This is a genomic window from Alistipes muris, assembly GCF_943193205.1.
GTDB classification, from domain to species: domain Bacteria; phylum Bacteroidota; class Bacteroidia; order Bacteroidales; family Rikenellaceae; genus Alistipes; species Alistipes muris.
Genome location: NZ_CALPDD010000005.1, coordinates 101,532 through 119,654, shown reverse-complemented (window position 1 = coordinate 119,654; position 18,123 = coordinate 101,532). Strand labels below are relative to the sequence as shown.

The following is an 18,123-nucleotide window of genomic DNA, read 5'->3' as shown; positions in this document are numbered from 1 at the left end:
GAAAAATTATGGCAGACATTAAGCGAGTCTACACCTTCGGCAACAAGGAAGCCGAAGGAAACGGCAAAATGCGCGAACTGCTCGGCGGCAAGGGTGCCAATCTGGCCGAAATGAACCTCATCGGCATCCCCGTACCCCCGGGCTTCACCATCACCACGGAGGTGTGCGCCGAATACTACCAGCACGGCAAGCAGGCCGTCATCGAAATGCTGCGCCCCGAAGTCGAAAAGGCGATGAAGAACATCGAACGCCTGACGGGCATGCAGTTCGGCGACAAGGAGATGCCGCTGCTGGTGTCGGTCCGCTCGGGCGCCCGCGCGTCGATGCCCGGCATGATGGACACGATTCTGAACCTCGGCATGAACGACCAGGCCGTCGAGGCCGTGGCCAAGCGCACGGGCAACCCCCGCTTCGCGTGGGACTCGTACCGCCGTTTCGTCCAGATGTACGGCGACGTGGTGCTGGGCATGAAACCCGTGTCGAAGGAAGACCACGACCCGTTCGAGGAGATCATCGACGAGCAGAAGAAGAAACGCGGTGTGAAAAACGACACCGACCTGACGACCGACGACCTCAAGGAACTGGTCAGGAACTTCAAGGCCGCTGTCAAGAAACAGACCGGCGAAGAATTCCCGGCCAATCCGTGGGACCAGCTGTGGGGCGCCATCTGCGCCGTATTCGGCTCGTGGATGAACGAACGCGCCATCCTCTACCGCAAGCTCAACAACATCCCCGCCGAATGGGGCACGGCCGTGTCGGTGCAGGCCATGGTCTTCGGCAACATGGGCCAGAACTCGGCGACGGGCGTGGCGTTCTCGCGCGACGCCGCGACGGGTGAAAACATCTTCAACGGCGAATATCTGATCAACGCCCAGGGCGAGGACGTCGTAGCCGGCATCCGCACCCCGCAGCAGATCACCGTCGAGGGCTCGAAGCGCTGGGCCAAGGCACAGAACATCAGCGAAGAAGAACGCAAGTCGAAATACCCCTCGCTGGAAGAGGTGATGCCCGAAGTCTACAAGGAGCTGAACGACATCCAGCACCACCTGGAACAGTACTTCACCGACATGCAGGATATCGAATTCACCATCCAGGACGGCAAGCTGTGGATGCTCCAGTGCCGCAACGGCAAACGCACGGGCGCCGCGATGGTGAAAATCGCCATGGACATGCTTCGCGAGGGGCTCATCGACGAGAAGACCGCCGTCCTGCGCTGCGAACCCGCCAAGCTCGACGAACTGCTGCACCCGATATTCGACAAGAAAGCCATTGCCACGGCACAGGTCATCACCAAGGGTCTGCCCGCATCGCCGGGCGCCGCTACGGGTCCGGTGGTGTTCTTCGCCGACGACGCCGAAAAGGTGCTTGCCAAGACGGGGCAGAAAGCGGTGCTGGTACGTATCGAGACCTCGCCCGAAGACCTCAAGGGCATGCTCGACGCAGCCGGCATTCTGACGGCCCGCGGCGGCATGACGTCGCACGCAGCCGTCGTAGCCCGCGGCATGGGCAAGTGCTGCGTATCGGGCGCCGGTGAGCTGGAAATCGACTACAAGGCCCGCACCATCAAGGTCAACGGCTTCACGGTCAAGGAGGGCGACTGGATTTCGCTCAACGGCTCGACGGGCGAAGTGTACCTCGGGCAGGTAGCCACCAAGGCGGCCGACCTGAGCGGCGACTTCGGCAAACTGATGGAACTGGCCGGCAAGTACTCGGTGCTGAAAGTGCGCGCCAATGCCGACACGCCGAAAGACGCGGCGCAGGCGTTCCAGTTCGGTGCCGAAGGCATCGGACTCTGCCGCACGGAACACATGTTCTTCGAGGGCGACCGCATCAAGGCCATCCGCGAAATGATTCTGGCCGACGACGAAGCGGGCCGCCGTGTGGCGCTGGCCAAGCTGCTGCCCATGCAGCGCGGCGACTTCGAGGGGCTGTTCAAGGCGATGAACGGCTACCCGGTGACCGTCCGTCTGCTCGACCCGCCCCTGCACGAATTCGTACCGCACGATGAAAAGGGCCAGAAGGAAATGGCCGAGGAGATGCACGAACCGCTGGCCAAAATCGTAGCCAAGGTCGAATCGCTGGCCGAATTCAACCCGATGCTGGGCCACCGCGGCTGCCGCCTGGGCAACACCTATCCGGAAATCACGGAGATGCAGACCCGTGCCATCATCGAAGCCGCGATGAACGTCAAGGCGGCAGGCATCCCTGTACACGTGGAAATCATGGTACCGCTGGTGGGCAACCACAAGGAACTGCGCTACCAGAAGAACATCATCGACCGGACGGCCGAACAGGTATTCACCGAACGCAACGACAAGATCGAATACATGGTCGGCACGATGATCGAAGTGCCGCGCGCCGCCGTGACGGCCAACCAAATCGCCGAAGTGGCGCAGTTCTTCTCGTTCGGCACCAACGACCTGACGCAGATGACCCTCGGCTTCTCGCGCGACGACATCTCGAAGTTCCTGCCGGTCTATCTGGAAAAGGGCATTCTGAAGAACGACCCGTTCCAGATTCTGGACCGCAACGGCGTGGGCCAGCTGATCCGCGAAGCGGTCTTCAAGGGCCGCGGCACGCGCGAAAACCTCAAGTGCGGCATCTGCGGCGAACACGGCGGCGAACCCTCGTCGGTCGAGTTCTGCCACTACGCCGGTCTGAACTACGTGAGCTGCTCGCCGTTCCGCGTACCCATCGCACGCCTGGCGGCCGCCCACGCAGCGCTGAACCAGAAATAGGACCGCAAGGAACATTCGTCGAACCGAACGATGCCCGGAGTTTTAAGTCCGGGCATCGTTTTTTTGCGCGGGACGGCACGAGTGTTGCGTAATCCATTCGTTGTCAAAACTGGCCACTTCGTTGAAAAGAATTTGCCGCGCCGGGATTTTTCCATATATTTGGCAGGCAAACAGAGAAGACGCACATTTTTTGTCAAATTAAAATAACCGCAAATGAAAAAGATTCTTCTTACGGTCGCCGCCGCACTCTGCATGGCGGGAGCCGCTTCGGCGCAGGACAAAGGCAAATGGGCCCTCGGTCCGCAGATCGGGGTCTATACCAACACGGGGGGCGACGGAGCCATCTTCGGTGTGGGCGCCGTGAGCCGCTACTCGATTTCGGACGTATGGCGCATACAGCCCGCCGTGACGTTCCTCTGCAAGAAACACTGCTCGGTGGACATCAGCGCCGACATGCAATACATCTTCCACCCGGCCCGCTTCTGGAAACTCTATCCGCAGCTGGGTCTGAGCGCCAACGACATCGGCGACTGGTCGTGCGGCATCAACGTGGGTGCGGGCACCGACTTCTCGATAGCCCGCAACTGGGACCTCACGGCCGGATTCAAGTGGATGATTCAGACCCACAAGAACTGGAAAAATCCCATCATCATCAGCTTGGGCGCGACCTACAAGTTCTGATGCCGGACCTGCCGGCATAAACGGCATAAACGGAAAGCGGCTCCTTTCGGGGAGCCGCTTTTGCTGTGCCGGAGAATCGCCTACCGCGTTTTGTAGTCGCAGCGGAACTTGCCTTTGACGAGGTTGAGCAGCTTGCCTTTGAGGAGGTTGCGGCGCAAGGGAGCGACGCGGTCGACGAAGACCCGCCCCTGCGTATGATCGAATTCGTGCTGGATGACCCACGCCTTGTAACCCGTGAACTCCTCGTCGTGGGGCTTCAAATCCTCGTCCAGGTAACGCACGCGAACCGACAACGCCCGCGGCACGTCGGCATAGAGCCCGGGAAACGACAGGCAACCCTCGTTGTAGGTCTTGGTCTGGTCGGAATAGGCGTAGATTTCGGCATTGACGAACGCCCGCTTGAAATCGGCGCACGACGCATCGTCCTCGGCCCACGGGGTGCAGTCGACGATGAAAAGCTGCAGGCTCTTGCCTATCTGCGGAGCGGCGAGCCCCACCCCGCCGGCCTCGCCGAGGGTCGCGAACATGTCGCCGATGAGCTTCTTCAAATCGGGATAATCGGCCGGAACGGGCTCGCAGGCCTTGCGGAGCACGTCGTCGCCATAGATGACAATCGGATAAATCATTTGCGGGAATCCATGTAACTTTGTAAAATAATCGTGGCGGAAATCTTGTCGACCAACGCCTTGTCGCGGCGGGCCATCTTGCCGATGCCGCTTTCGAGCATCGCGCGGTGGGCCAGCACCGAAGTGAACCGCTCATCGTGGAAGACCACCTCCTTGTCGGGCCATGCCTGCCGCAGCCGGGCGGCGAGCGGCTCGATGAACCGCCACGTCTCGGAGGGGGTGCCGTCCATCCGGGCGGGCTTACCCAAAACTATCGTACCAACGTTCTCGCGGGCAAAATAGTCTGCGAGCCACTTTTCGAGCTGGCGGGTTTCGACAGTCACGAGCCCCCCGGCGATGAGCCGCAGGGAATCGCTCACGGCGATGCCCGTGCGCCTGGTGCCGTAGTCTATGGCAAGGATGCGGGACACTAAAGGTTCTGCTTCTTGAAGAGCTTGCGGTACGAACACTCCTCCTCGACCATCGCGTGGAGGGCGTCGATACGGACACGCTCCTGCTGCATCGAATCGCGGTGGCGGACCGTCACGGTGCCGTCCTCGGCGGTCTGACCGTCGACGGTGATGCAGAACGGCGTACCGATGGCATCCTGCCGACGATAACGCTTGCCGACCGAATCCTTCTCGTCGTAAACGACGTTGAAATCGTATTTGAGTTCGTCGACGATTTTCTGCGCGATTTCGGGCATGCCGTCCTTCTTGACGAGCGGCAGGATGGCCGCCTTGACGGGAGCCAGTGCCGCGGGCAGGCGCAGCACCACGCGCGAATCGCCGCCGTCGAGCTGCTCTTCGGTATAGGCCGCCGACATGACCTGCAGGAACATGCGGTCGACGCCGATCGACGTCTCGACGACATAGGGCACGTAGCTTTCGCCCGTCTCGGGGTCGAAGTACTGGATTTTCTTGCCCGAGAACTTCTGGTGGTTGCCCAAGTCGAAATCGGTACGCGAATGGATGCCCTCGACCTCCTTGAAACCGAACGGGAAATTGTACTCGACGTCGGTAGCGGCGTTGGCGTAGTGGGCCAGCTTGTCGTGGTCGTGGAAACGGTAGTTGTCGTCGCCGAAACCGAGGGCGCGGTGCCAGGCCATACGGGTATTCTTCCACTCGTTCCACCACTCCATTTCGGTGCCGGGACGCACGAAGAACTGCATCTCCATCTGCTCGAACTCGCGCATGCGGAAGATGAACTGCCGGGCGACGATTTCGTTGCGGAACGCCTTGCCTATCTGCGCGATACCGAACGGCAGCTTCATGCGGCCGGTCTTCTGCACGTTGAGAAAGTTGACGAAGATACCCTGCGCCGTCTCGGGGCGCAGGTAGATGGTGCTGGCGCCGTCGGCCGTGGAACCCATCTGCGTGGAGAACATGAGGTTGAACTGCCGCACCTCGGTCCAGTTGCGCGTACCCGAAATGGGGCAGACGATTTCGCAGTCGAGGATAATCTGCCGCAGCTCGTTGAGGTCGTTGTCGTTGAGCGCATCGGCGAAACGCTTGTGCACGGCATCGCGCTTGGCGAGGGTCTCCTGCACGCGGGGCGAAGTCTCGCGGTACTTGGCCTCGTCGAACTGCTCGCCGAAGCGCTTGCGGGCCTTCTCGACCTCCTTTTCGATCTTCTCGTCCTGCTTGGCGAGCCAATCCTCGACAAGCACGTCGGCGCGGTAACGCTTCTTGGAATCGCGGTTGTCGATGAGCGGGTCGTTGAAAGCGCCCACGTGGCCCGAAGCCTCCCAAGTGCGGGGGTGCATGAAAATGGCGGCATCGAGTCCCACGATGTTCTCGTGGAGCTTGACCATCGAATCCCACCAGTAGCGCTTGATGTTGTTCTTGAGCTCCACGCCGTTCTGGCCGTAGTCGTAGACGGCGCCCAGCCCGTCGTAAATCTCGCTCGACGGGAATACGAAACCGTACTCCTTGCAATGGGCGACCAACTTTTTGAAGAGTTCTTCCTGCGTCATCGTATTGTGTGCGTTTTTTGATTTTCCAGCCTGCAAAAATACAAAATAAAAAGCAATAGTCGCCTATAACCGCCGGACTTTTCTTGCGGCGGCGGGCGGAAACGAAAAACGCACCGGATTCCGTCCGGTGCGTTTTCAGAAGTGCTAAAACGTTTTAGCTGCCTATCTGCACGGAATCGGCCTGCCGGGGCTTGTCGCCGACGTCGACCAGGCTATCCTCGGAGACGCCCAGCGTGCGGTAGTAGGCATTCAGCTGAGCGATGATGTCGCGGCGCCCGGCATAGGACGCTAAGTAATAGAGGTCGCCCAGCTCTTCGAGCTTGTCGTCGACGATGGACGAAACCATGTCGCCCTGCACGCCCTCGAAACGCAGGTAATACTCGATATACTCGATGAGGGTCTGCGCGTACTCCTCCAGCAGGGCGTCGCCTTTCTCGACAGCCCCCTCGACGCCCATCGCTCCGGCAGCGTAGTAAGCCTCCAGGAACGGATAGGTGTTGGTGTCGGTGAAACGTATCTGCGAAGTCGGCAGCCGCTCAAGCCCCAGGTCGAGCAATTCGACGGCCTCTTCGGGCCGCTCCTGCCGCAGCAGCTCCTTGGCCACCCGGGCGAAAGCGTCGCGGGCATGCGAGGCCGAAAGATTGTATTGGAGGAAATAATCGACGTAGACGTCGGGGTCGGCCAGATTGCCGTAGCGGAACGTATCGCGCAACAGCGGCACGGCATAGTCGACATCGACGCGGCCGATTTCCCACGGATTATCCACCGGAGTGAGAATCGGCACGAAACGGTAGGCGTAACCGTCGAACTGGAGGTAGTCGAGCAGGCCGAGGTCCTGGAAGATGTAGATCTGCGTCATGTAGATGGGCCGCTTCCAGTCGAAATTGGCCAGCATGTCGAGAATCATCAGCTGGCTCTTGTCCAGCGCACTCTTGCGCAGGTTGATATAGACGGTGTCGACCATCAGGTCGCGGTCCTTCTCGGCGACGATACCCGCAGCGAGGGCATTCTCCTTGTTGACCGGGAGCGCAATGCGCTTGGTGGGGATATAGTCGGTCTGCGTACCGTCTTCGAGGGCGATTTTGGTGCGCGGGTCGTCGCTGCGGATGAAGTCGATGACCTGCCCGATTTCCACCGCGCGGTCGATGCGGTTGTTGACGGGAATCCAGTCGTTGTTGTAGGTGTACTTGCTTTTGGGCAGCGAGAACGGCACGCCTGCCGCATCGTTGGCCCGGGTCTTCATCTCGTCGATATACCACTCGCCGCCGAGGTACGAAGTATTCATGATCCGCACGTCGGGCCGCACGCCGTAGACCTCCTGGTTGTTCCACAGGGGGAAAGTGTCGTTGTCGCCGTAATTGAGGATGATGGAATTCGGCAGGGTCGACATGAGGTAGTTCCAGCCGATGTCGCGGGCCATGTAGCGGCCCGAACGGTCGTGGTCGTCCCAATTCTGCGCGGCAAGAATAGTCGGCACGCCCATGCAGACCGCCGTAGCGACGGCAGCGGCGGCGACGTTGTTGCGCTTGGTGAGCCATGCCACGAAGTCGCGCACGGCCAACACGCCGAAGCCTATCCAGATGCAGAACGCGTAGAACGACCCGGCGTAAACGTAGTCGCGCTCGCGCGGCTCGGAGGGCGCCGAATTGAAGTAGACGACCAAGGCGATGCCCGTCATGATGAAGAGCCACATGACAATCGAGAAATTGCGCTGGTCGCGGTTGAGCTGGTAGACGAGCCCTATCAGCCCGAGGATGAACGGCAGGAAATAATAGGTGTTGCGCCCGCGGTTTTCGGCAATCTCGCGCGGCAGGCTGTCCTGCGGCCCGAGGAACGCCTCGTCGATGAAACGGATGCCCGAAAGCCAGTTGCCGTCGGTGATGGTGGAAGCCGAGGGCTGGATGTCGCTCTGCCGCCCGACGAAATTCCAGAGGAAATAACGCCAGTACATGTAGGAGAGCTGGTAGTTGAAGAAATAGCTGAGGTTCTCGCCGAACGTGGGCTCGACGATGGTCTGCAAGCCGTAACCGTCGTCGAACGTGCGCTTGCGGCCGAAGTCGACGACCTCCTGGCGGAGCGGCCGCCCCTGCGCATCGCGCACAAGCTCGCCGCTGTCGTCGCGCACGTAGTCGGTCTTGGTGCGGTAGGCGGCCCACTGCTTGTAGTCCTTTTCACCTTTGGAACGGTTCCACATGCGGGGGAAAAGGTGCATGAACTCGGGCGCATGGGTGTAGCCCGTGATGATGCTGGCGGGCTTGTACTTGCCGTCCTCGTCGAGGTAATAGACGTGCTTCTCCTTGTAGTCGGCAGGCGGCGCCGAATAATAAGCCCCGTAGAGCAGCGGACGGTCGCCGTACTGGTCGCGGTTGAGCACCGAAAGCAGCGCGTGCGGGTTGTCGGGCTTGTTGGAATTCATCGGCGGATTGGCGGCGGCGCGGATGGAGACCGACGCGTAGGACGAGAACCCGACGAGGATCATGGTCGTGGAAAGCAAGACGACGTTCCAAAGCACCTTGCCGCGCTTGTGGGTCGCCCATGAAGCCCAGCCCAGACCGCCGATAAGCGCCAGCGCGAAGAAGACCATGCCCGAATTGACGGGCAGGCCGAGCGTGTTGACGAAAAAGAGGTCGAACATGGCCCCGACGTAGACCGTATAGGGGATGATGATGCCGTTGATGACCAGCAGAATGGCCCCGGCTATCAAGGTGGCGCCGACCAGGCCGCGCCAGGTGACGCTCGGCGTAGTACGGAAGTAATAGATGAAGACCAGCGCGGGGATGGTCAGCAGGTTGAGAATGTGCACGCCGATGGAAAGGCCCATCAGATAGGCAATCAGCACGATCCAGCGCGAAGCGTGAGGCTGGTCGGCCTCCTCCTCCCACTTGAGCATGAGCCACACGACCAGCGCGGTGAACATGGACGAGAGGGCGTAGACCTCGCCCTCGATGGCCGAAAACCAGAAAGTGTCGGTAAAGGTATAGGCCAGCGCCCCGACGGCTCCGGCGCCGAGCACGGCCCAAACGTTGGCGGCCGAAAGCTCGCGGCCGTCGCGCGTGACGAGCCTGCGGGCGAGGTGGGTGATGGTCCAGAAAAGGAAAAGGATGCAGAAGGCGCTGGCGATGGAATTCATGGCGTTGACGGCCATGCCGACGTACTCGGGATTGCCGAACGCGAAAAGCGTAGACAGCCGTGCGAGCATCATGAACAGCGGAGCTCCGGGCGGGTGACCGACCTCGAGCTTATAGGAAGTGGCGATGAACTCCGAGCAGTCCCACAGGCTCGACACGGGCTCCATGGTCAGCAGATAGACGACGGCCGCGACGGCGAAGACCGCCCAGCCGACGAGGTTGTTCCAACGTTTGAAAAGATTCATTGAAAGAGAAGAATATGTTTCCGACTTGCAAAAGTAATCAATTAACGGAGAATAGCAAGGCCTTCGGCAGGCCGAGTGCGCAGCCCGGCCCGAACGGACCATGCCGAAGCGGGAAAAGCCGCATGCCGCAGACCCGACCGCACATACGAACGGAAGCCGGCCGCCGAAATTTTTCAGATTGGCGGAAAATTGCTAATTTTGCCTAAAATATCTCCGACGATGGAATCGAAACTGACGCTTTACAATACGCTCACGCGGCGCAAGGAGGCATTCGAGCCGCTGGTACCGGGGCGTGCGGGCATGTATGTGTGCGGCCCCACGGTCTACGGCGACCCCCACCTGGGCCATGCCCGCCCGGCCGTGACATTCGACCTGCTGTTCCGCTATCTGAAAGCGGCGGGCTACAAGGTCCGCTACGTGCGCAACATCACGGACGTCGGCCACCTGGAACACGACGCCGACGAGGGCGAAGACAAAATCGCCAAGAAAGCGCGTCTGGAACAGCTCGAACCGATGGAAGTGGCCCACTACTACACCGAACGCTACCACCGGGCGATGGAAGCGCTCAACGTGGAGACGCCCTCCATCGAACCCCACGCATCGGGCCATATCATCGAACAGATAGCTTTCGTACAGCGCATACTGGACGAAGGGTTCGCCTACGTATCGAACGGCTCGGTCTACTTCGACGTGGAGAAATACAACGCCAAGCACAACTACGGCCGCCTGTCGGGCCGCAACCTGGACGACATCGTGGCGAACACGCGCGAACTGGACGGCCAAAGCGACAAACGCCATTCCTACGACTTCGCGCTGTGGAAAAAGGCCTCGCCCGAACACATCATGCGCTGGCCCTCGCCCTGGAGCGACGGATTCCCGGGCTGGCACATGGAATGCTCGGCCATGTCGACCCGCTACTTAGGCGAACGCTTCGACATCCACGGCGGCGGCATGGACCTGATGTTCCCCCACCACGAATGCGAAATCGCCCAGTCGACGGCCGCCCTGGGCCACGATTCGGCACGCTATTGGGTACACAACAACATGATTACCATCAACGGGCAGAAGATGGGCAAGTCGCTGGGCAACTTCATCACGCTGGAAGAACTCTTCACGGGCAGTCACAAACTGCTGGCGCAGGCCTATTCGCCGATGACGATCCGCTTCTTCGTGCTGCAAGCCCACTACCGCTCGACGCTCGACTTCTCGAACGAAGCGCTGCAAGCCGCCGAAAAGGGGCTGGACCGGCTGATGAAAGGCATCGAAGCGCTGGCCAGAATCAAACCTGCGGCGACCTCGACGGTCGACCCGTCGGAACTGGAAAAACGCTGCCGCGCGGCGATGGACGACGATCTGAACTCGCCGATGGTCATCTCGGCCCTGTTCGACTGGGTACGGATCATCAACCAACTGGCCGACGGCGCGCAGACGATAACGGCGGCCGACCTGGAGACGCTGACGGCGACGGTTCGCCGATACGCTTTCGACATCCTGGGGCTGAAAGACGAAAAAGCCGCCGGAACGGCCGCGGGCCGCGACTATGTGACGCCGCTGGTCGAGATGCTGCTGGCCGAACGCCTGCAAGCCCGGGCCGCCAAGGACTGGGCCGCCTCGGACCGCATCCGCGACGGGCTTGCCGCAGCGGGAATCCGTGTCAAGGACCGCAAGGACGGCAGCGACTGGGAACTGGAATAAACGGGGCCCGATTATTCCAAATTAAAAATGAAGAATGAAAAATTAAAAATCGCCGTTGCCGCCGAAAAGTTCGCAGACAAAAGGAATCAAAAATCATTTTTAATTTTTCATTTTTAATTCTTAATTATCGAAAATTGACAGAATTGAAGTCGGCAGCTGCGGAATTAGGCACGGAACGCATCCGCAAACTGCTGCTGCAATACGCCGTTCCGGCGGTCATAGCGATGACCGCGTCGTCGCTCTACAACATGGTCGACAGCATCTTCATCGGCCAGATGGTAGGGCCGCTGGCCATTTCGGGGCTGGCGCTGACGTTCCCGCTGATGAACCTCGCCGCGGCGTTCGGCTCGCTGGTGGGCGTGGGCGCGGCGACGCTGATTTCGATGCGCTTAGGACAGCGCGACTACGACACGGCCCGGCGTGTGCTGGGCAACGTGGTGGTGCTCAACGCCATCATCGGTGTGGCGTTCGCCGCCGTGGTGCTGGCATTCCTCGACCCGATTCTCTACTTCTTCGGCGGCAGCGAAGCGACGGTAGGCTACGCCCACGAATACATGACCATCATCCTGCTGGGCAATGTGGTGACCCACATGTACTTAGGGCTCAACGCCGTGCTCCGCGCCTCGGGCCACCCCCGGCAATCCATGTATGCGACCATCAACACCGTCATCATCAACACGGTGCTCGATGCGCTTTTCATCTACGGCTTCGGCTGGGGCATCCGCGGAGCCGCCATCGCCACGGTGCTGGCGCAGGTCGTATCGCTCATGTGGCAGTTCCGCATTCTCTCCGACAAGAACGAATTGCTGCACTTCCGCCGCGGCATCTACCGGCTCAAGAAACGCATCGTGCGCGACATCATGGCCATCGGCATGTCGCCGTTTCTGATGAACCTCGCGGCGTGCTTCATTGTCATCCTTATAAACAAAGGGCTGCAACGCTACGGCGGCGACCTGATGATCGGCGCCTACGGCATCGTCAACCGCCTGGGATTCTTCTTCGTGATGATTGTCATGGGCGTCAACCAAGGCATGCAGCCCATCGCGGGCTACAACTTCGGCGCACGCCAATACGAACGGGTGCTGCGTGTACTGCGGCTGACGATCATGGGCGCCACGTGCATCACGACCACGGGATTTCTTATCGCCGAACTGGCGCCGGGAGCGGCCGCCTCGCTGTTCACGACCGACGAAGAACTGATCCGCCTTTCGGCCACGGGAATGCGGCTCGTATTCGCATTCTTCCCCATCATCGGGTTTCAGATGGTCGCGACCAACTTTTTCCAAAGCATCGGCATGGCGGGCAAGGCGGTCTTCCTGTCGCTGTCGCGCCAACTGCTGTTCTTGGTGCCGGGCCTGCTGCTGCTGCCCGGATTCTTCGACGCGGCGACCCCGTGGAACGGGAGCTGGGGCGTCTGGTGCGCCATGCCGCTCTCGGACCTGCTGGCCGCCGTGGTCACGTTCTTCATGCTGACGGCCCAGCTGCGCAAGTTCCGGGCGATGATGGCACAACCTCAAAACGCAGAGTAAGATGGAACAACCGTTCGCAATCAATATCGGCCGGCAAATCGGCAGCGGCGGCAAATCGGTCGGCGAAGCGCTGGCCCGCCGCTTAGGAGTGAAACTCTACGACAAGGAACTCATCAACCTGGCGGCGCAGGAGAGCGGCCTTTGTCCCGAAATCTTCGAGCAGGCCGACGAAAAGCAGTCGCACAACCGGCTGGCCACCCTGCTGGGCTACCTGCGGGCACCTTTCGCGGGCGACGGCGACACCACGGCCAACGTGCTGTCGAGCGATGCGCTGTTCAAGATACAGAGCGACGTCATCCGCGAAGTGGCGGCGCGCGAACCGGCCATCTTCGTAGGCCGCTGTGCCGACTACATCCTGCGCGACCATCCGCGCTCGCTGAACATCTTCCTCACGGCCGACGACCCCGACCGAGTGGCCCGCATCTGCGGCCGCACGGGCTGCTCCGAAGCCGAAGCACGCCAGACGATGGCCCACGGCGATGCGCGCCGGGCCGACTACTACAACTATTACAGCATGCGCACATGGGGTGCGGCCGCCACCTACGACCTGTGCGCCAACACCTCGGTGCTGGGCATCGAAGCGACGGCGGAACTGATACTGCGGTTCGCGGCCCGGAAACTCGACTTGAAAACGGACTTATGATACTTGCCGAACAGATAAAGGAACTCGGGACCCGCCGGGAGGTGCTGGAACGCTGCCTGGACATCGAACAGAAACGCATCGACCTGCGCAACGAAGAGGAGAAGACGCAGGAACCCGACTTCTGGAACGACCCGGCCGCGGCGCGCGAACAACTGCGCAAGGTAGCCGCCATCAAGGCGTGGGTCGAAGACTACGACGCGGTGCGCAAGGATGTCGAAGACCTCGAACTGATGCCCGACTTCGTGAAAGAAGGGGTGGTGAGCGAAGCGGAACTCGACGAACACTACGCCCGGACCCTGGAACGCATCGAACAGCTCGAAATGCGCAACATGCTGCGCCGCGACGAAGACAAGCTGGGCGCCATCCTCGACATCAACGCCGGGGCGGGCGGCACCGAAGCGCTCGACTGGGCGTCGATGCTCCTGCGCATGTACACCCGCTGGGGCGAAGCCCACGGCTACAAGGTCAAGGTACTCGACTATCAGGCGGGCGACGAAGTGGGCGTCAAGTCGTGCACGCTCGAATTCGAGGGCGAATACGCCTACGGCTATCTGAAGAGCGAAAACGGCGTGCACCGCATGGTGCGGCTGTCGCCGTTCAACGCCAACAACAAACGGCAGACGACCTTTGCGTCGGTCTTCGTGTCGCCGGCCGTGGACGACACCATCGAAATCACGGTCAACCCCTCCGACATCGAGTGGGACACGTTCCGCTCGTCGGGCGCGGGCGGGCAGAACGTCAACAAGGTCGAGACGGCCGTGCGCCTGCGCTACCACGGCAAGGACCCCGACACGGGCGAACCGGTGGAATTCCTGATCGAAAACATGGAGACCCGCTCGCAGCTGATGAACCGCGAAAACGCCATGCGCATCCTGCGCTCGAAACTCTACCAACGCGAACTCGACAAACGCATGGCCACCCAGCAGGCGCTCGAAGCCTCGAAGAAGAAAATCGAATGGGGCTCGCAAATCCGCTCCTACGTCTTCGACGACCGCCGGGTGAAAGACCACCGCACGGGCTGCCAAACCTCGGCCGTGGAAGCGGTCATGGACGGCGAACTGGACGCCTTCATCAAAGCCTACCTGATGGAATTCGGGGCACAGGCCTAACCTGCAAACACCAAACGACCATGTATAAATTCATCCCCATCCTCAAATCGCCCCTTTGGGGCGGCGAAAAAATCGCCACCTACAAACAGATTACCACCGACCGCAAGCAAATCGGCGAAAGCTGGGAACTCTCGGGCGTCGAAGGCGACGTCTCGGTGGTGGCCGAAGGGCCGGACGCCGGAAAGACGCTGACCGAACTGCTCGCACGCGACAAGGAACGACTGCTGGGAAACCGCAACTACGAACGCTTCGGCACCGAATTCCCGCTGCTTATCAAGTTCATCGACGCACGCGAGGACCTCTCGATCCAGGTACACCCCGACGACCGGCTGGCATGGGAACGCCACCGCTCGAAAGGCAAGACCGAAATGTGGTATGTGGTGGCGGCCGACGAAGGGGCGCACCTGCGCTCGGGATTCACGCGCCAGGTAACCCCGGCCGAATACGAAAAGAGCGTGGCCGACGACACCATCACCGACCTGCTGACCGACCACGAAGTACGCCCCGGCGACGTCTTTTTCCTCCCGGCGGGCCGCATCCACTCCATCGGCGCGGGGTCGTTCATCGCCGAAATCCAGCAGACCTCCAACATCACCTACCGCATCTACGACTTCAACCGCCGCGATGCGAACGGCAATCTGCGCGAACTGCACACCGAACAGGCCAAAGGAGCGATAGACTACTCGGTGGAGGCCGACTACCGCACGCGCTACGAAGCGGTCAAGGACCGACCCGTCGAACTGGTCGCCTGCCCCTACTTCACCACGACGCTCTACGACCTGACCCGCCCCTGCGAAATCGACCTCGCGGCGACCGATTCGTTCCTCGTGGTCATGTGCATCGAGGGCTCCGGTACGCTCACCGACGACCAAGGCTCCGCCATGCCCCTCCGCCAGGGCGAAACCGTTCTCGTGCCTGCTTCGGCCAAGTCGCTGTCCGTCAGTCCCCAAAGCAGCATCAAGTTGTTGACCAGCAGAATCGACTAACTAAATAAAGAGATTCCGGAGAATCCACCAAAGGATAATCAAGACAAGGTAAGCACGGACGACGCAAGGGTGCTGAACGAAACGCAACCACCCCTGCCCGGGCGGGCGGAAAGTCGTATAGGCGACGAGACAAAGATACGGCAGGGAGACCACGAGAAAAGGGTTGCAGCCCCAGGCCTCGGCCCAACGCCCGTGCAGCACGGCATGGAACGCCCGCTGAGTACCGCATGCCGGACAATCCAACCCGGTGAGCAACCGGAACGGACACTTGGGCATCCAGACCGAACCTGCCGGGTCGACGAAGTAATAGGCGGCCGCAAGCCCTGCAAGGAGCCCTGCGACCGCCCATTTGCTGAACGGACCGGAATGACGCAAACCGGACACGGGAACGGCTACAACTGGCTGCCTACCACCGCCAACCCGGCTACGCCGGCAATCAGCAGAAAATAAAGCACGATAACCACAACCGAGACGATGACGCTGACCCAGCACCATTTGCGGGCGTCGGCGGCCGCCTGCACGGCCTCGTCGTATCGTCCGGCGGCCCAAAAGCTGTCGACCTGCGTAGACTTGATGATAGCCACGATGCCGAACGGCAGACAGCACAAAACGGTAGCCAAAATGGCCCACACCAGATTGTTATCCGGTTTCTGCATGTTTGTTTCCATGATATTGCGATTTTTGAATTCGGATTCTGCCAACAAAGATAACACAAAATTCATTTGGTACTGCATACAAACTTCGTTTGCTTTTCCTCTCGCCTTGCACTTTACCTGCGCTACGCTTGGTTTAGGCAGGCTACGGCTCGGCAATGCTCAAATAAATTTGGCATTGCGCTCGCCTTGCACTTTACCTGCGCTGCGCTTGGTTTAGGTAGGCGGCGGCTCGGGAAAATGCAAACTTCGTTTGCTTTTCCTCTCGCCTTGCACTACCTTTGTAAAAAGAATCAACCGCCCCCAACCATGTCCGCACCCTTAGCCGAACGCCTGCGCCCCCGCACCATCGAAGAATATATCGGGCAGGAACACCTCGTGGGCAAGAACGGCGTATTCCGCAAATTCTTCGAGACGGGCAACGTACCGTCGTTCATCCTGTGGGGCCCGCCGGGCGTAGGAAAGACCACCCTTGCCAAAATCGTCGCGACACAATTGGAACGGCCGTTCTTCACCCTTTCGGCTGTGACGTCGGGGGTGAAGGAAGTGCGCGAGGTCATCGAATCGGCCCGCAAACAACAGTTTTTCGACCGCAAGCCACCGTTTCTTTTCATCGACGAAATCCACCGCTTCAACAAATCGCAGCAGGATTCGCTACTGGGCGCCGTTGAACAAGGCGTAGTCACCCTTATCGGCGCCACGACCGAAAACCCCTCGTTCGAGGTTATCTCGCCGCTGCTGAGCCGCTGCCAGGTCTACATTCTGAAATCGCTGGAAGACAAGGATCTGCAAACGCTCCTCGACCGGGCGCTCAAAACCGACACCGAACTCAAGGAACGCAAAATCGAAGTCAAGGAAACCGCAGCCCTGTTCCGGTTCTCGGGCGGCGATGCCCGCAAACTGCTCAACATCCTCGACATCGTAGTAGGAGCCACCGACGGCGAGGTAACCATCACGGACCAATACGTCACCGACTGCCTTCAGCAAAACATCGCCCTCTATGACAAGAACGGCGAACAGCACTACGACGTCATTTCAGCCTTCATCAAATCGGTGCGCGGAAGCGACCCCAACGCCGCCATCTACTACCTCGCGCGGATGCTGGCCGGGGGCGAAGAACCGCGCTTCATCGCCCGGCGGCTGGTCATTCTGGCGTCGGAGGACATCGGGCTGGCCAACCCCAACGCCCTGCTGCTGGCCAACGCCTGCTTCGACACGGTGCACAAAATCGGAATGCCCGAAGCCCGCATCACGCTGGCCGAAACGACCATCTACTTAGCGACCTCGCCCAAGAGCAATTCGGCCTACATGGCTATCAACAAGGCCCTTGCGCAGGTCGAACACGACACGACCAACCGCCCCGTACCGCTCCACCTGCGCAACGCCCCCACCAAACTGATGAGCGGCGCAGGCTACGGCAAGGGCTACAAATACGCCCACGATTTCGAGGGCCATTTCGCCGAACTGGAATTCCTGCCCGAGGGACTTTCGGGCACGAAATTCTACGAACCCGACCCGCAGAACGCCGCCGAAGCCAAAATCGCCGAACGCATGGCGCAGCTCTGGAAAGACAAATACAAATAACCGAACCTCAAAACTTAACGACCATGAAGAAACTTCTTGCCCTATCGCTCGCCGCAGCCATGCTGCTGGCCGCCGGAACCGTCTCCGCACAGGAAAAACCCGCCCCTGCCCCCAAAGACAAAGGCTGGTGGGTCGGCGGGCAAATCGGTTATTGGTACGACGCCGGAGAAAACACTTATGCCATAGCACCTGAAGCAGGCTACGATTTCAATAGCCGATGGGCCGTAGGCGCCTCCGTAGGTTTCGCAGGTCTGGATGATGTCATAGTATTTGAACTTGCACCTTATGCGCGTTGGAAATACTACACCACCGGGCGACTGACGCTTTTTCTCGATGGAGGGCTGAGCGTAGCTTGCGGAGACATGACCGGATTCCGGATAGGATTCCAGCCCGGACTGAGCATAAGAATCAACGACCGTTTCAGATTCTTGGCCCATGCAGGATTCTTAGGCTACTGCAATGAATTCTACAACGGCGGCTGGGGAGACGGTTTCGGACTGAAATTCTCGTCGTCCGACCTCAAGTTCGGCTTCTACTACACGTTCTGACCCG

At 60.2% G+C, this 18,123-nt stretch carries 15 protein-coding genes; 9 read left to right on the top strand and 6 right to left on the bottom strand.

Annotated elements, in window-relative coordinates:
• The first annotated feature begins 8 nt into the window (after nt 1-8).
• Nucleotides 9-2,738, top strand: a complete 2,730-nt coding sequence (gene ppdK, locus NFR47_RS04370; RefSeq protein WP_251214362.1) for a pyruvate, phosphate dikinase — start codon at nt 9-11, stop codon at nt 2,736-2,738.
• Nucleotides 2,739-2,951: 213 nt separating this feature from the next.
• Entirely contained in the window at nt 2,952-3,419 is a 468-nt protein-coding gene (locus tag NFR47_RS04365) for an outer membrane beta-barrel protein (protein WP_251214361.1), read from the top strand.
• An 80-nt stretch (nt 3,420-3,499) separates the two neighbouring features.
• Here NFR47_RS04365 and def read toward each other — a convergent pair whose 3' ends face one another.
• The 4 genes from def to NFR47_RS04345 all read right to left on the bottom strand — a co-directional run bounded on the left by def (nt 3,500) and on the right by NFR47_RS04345 (nt 9,372).
• A complete protein-coding gene (gene def / locus NFR47_RS04360) occupies nt 3,500-4,045 on the bottom strand; it encodes a peptide deformylase (RefSeq protein ID WP_251214360.1) in 546 nt (181 codons plus the stop codon).
• Nucleotides 4,042-4,455, bottom strand: coding sequence for a Holliday junction resolvase RuvX (gene ruvX, locus NFR47_RS04355; protein WP_251214359.1), 414 nt, complete (start codon nt 4,453-4,455; stop codon nt 4,042-4,044). The genes def and ruvX overlap by 4 nt, the downstream gene beginning before the upstream one ends.
• The gene (locus NFR47_RS04350; protein WP_251214358.1) at nt 4,455-5,999 is read right to left on the bottom strand and encodes a glycine--tRNA ligase; all 1,545 of its coding nucleotides are present in this window, start codon (nt 5,997-5,999) and stop codon (nt 4,455-4,457) included. Before NFR47_RS04350 ends, ruvX begins: the two co-directional genes overlap by 1 nt.
• Nucleotides 6,000-6,153: 154 nt before the next feature.
• Entirely contained in the window at nt 6,154-9,372 is a 3,219-nt protein-coding gene (locus tag NFR47_RS04345; RefSeq protein WP_251214357.1) for a glycosyltransferase family 117 protein, read from the bottom strand.
• Nucleotides 9,373-9,591: 219 nt separating this feature from the next.
• Here NFR47_RS04345 and cysS point away from each other — a divergent pair, with 219 nt between their 5' ends.
• From cysS to NFR47_RS04320, 5 genes are all read left to right on the top strand, one after another.
• Nucleotides 9,592-11,067, top strand: coding sequence for a cysteine--tRNA ligase (gene cysS, locus NFR47_RS04340; protein WP_251214356.1), 1,476 nt, complete (start codon nt 9,592-9,594; stop codon nt 11,065-11,067).
• Between the two features lie 134 nt (nt 11,068-11,201).
• Nucleotides 11,202-12,596 carry an MATE family efflux transporter gene (locus NFR47_RS04335; protein WP_251214355.1) on the top strand — a complete coding sequence of 465 codons (1,395 nt, stop codon included), beginning with the start codon at nt 11,202-11,204 and terminating at the stop codon, nt 12,594-12,596.
• Between the two features lies 1 nt (nt 12,597).
• Nucleotides 12,598-13,239 carry a cytidylate kinase-like family protein gene (locus tag NFR47_RS04330; RefSeq protein WP_251214354.1) on the top strand — a complete coding sequence of 214 codons (642 nt, stop codon included), beginning with the start codon at nt 12,598-12,600 and terminating at the stop codon, nt 13,237-13,239.
• Nucleotides 13,236-14,348 carry a peptide chain release factor 2 gene (prfB, locus tag NFR47_RS04325; RefSeq protein ID WP_251214353.1) on the top strand — a complete coding sequence of 371 codons (1,113 nt, stop codon included), beginning with the start codon at nt 13,236-13,238 and terminating at the stop codon, nt 14,346-14,348. Before NFR47_RS04330 ends, prfB begins: the two co-directional genes overlap by 4 nt.
• 20 nt (nt 14,349-14,368) lie before the next feature.
• Nucleotides 14,369-15,334 (top strand): type I phosphomannose isomerase catalytic subunit, encoded by a 966-nt coding sequence (locus tag NFR47_RS04320; protein WP_251214352.1) that lies wholly within the window; start codon nt 14,369-14,371, stop codon nt 15,332-15,334.
• On the opposite strand, the gene NFR47_RS04315 is transcribed toward NFR47_RS04320, so the two are convergent.
• Together NFR47_RS04315 and NFR47_RS04310 are read right to left on the bottom strand one after the other, a co-directional pair.
• Nucleotides 15,335-15,709 (bottom strand): DUF2752 domain-containing protein, encoded by a 375-nt coding sequence (locus tag NFR47_RS04315; RefSeq protein ID WP_251214351.1) that lies wholly within the window; start codon nt 15,707-15,709, stop codon nt 15,335-15,337.
• 17 nt (nt 15,710-15,726) lie between these two features.
• Nucleotides 15,727-16,002 carry a CD225/dispanin family protein gene (locus tag NFR47_RS04310; protein ID WP_251214350.1) on the bottom strand — a complete coding sequence of 92 codons (276 nt, stop codon included), beginning with the start codon at nt 16,000-16,002 and terminating at the stop codon, nt 15,727-15,729.
• A gap of 294 nt (nt 16,003-16,296) precedes the next feature.
• On the opposite strand from NFR47_RS04310, the gene NFR47_RS04305 reads away from it, so the two are divergent.
• Together NFR47_RS04305 and NFR47_RS04300 are read left to right on the top strand one after the other, a co-directional pair.
• A complete protein-coding gene (locus tag NFR47_RS04305; RefSeq protein ID WP_251214349.1) occupies nt 16,297-17,571 on the top strand; it encodes a replication-associated recombination protein A in 1,275 nt (424 codons plus the stop codon).
• A 23-nt stretch (nt 17,572-17,594) separates the two neighbouring features.
• Nucleotides 17,595-18,119, top strand: coding sequence for a porin family protein (locus NFR47_RS04300; protein WP_251214348.1), 525 nt, complete (start codon nt 17,595-17,597; stop codon nt 18,117-18,119).
• Nucleotides 18,120-18,123 lie beyond the last annotated feature (4 nt).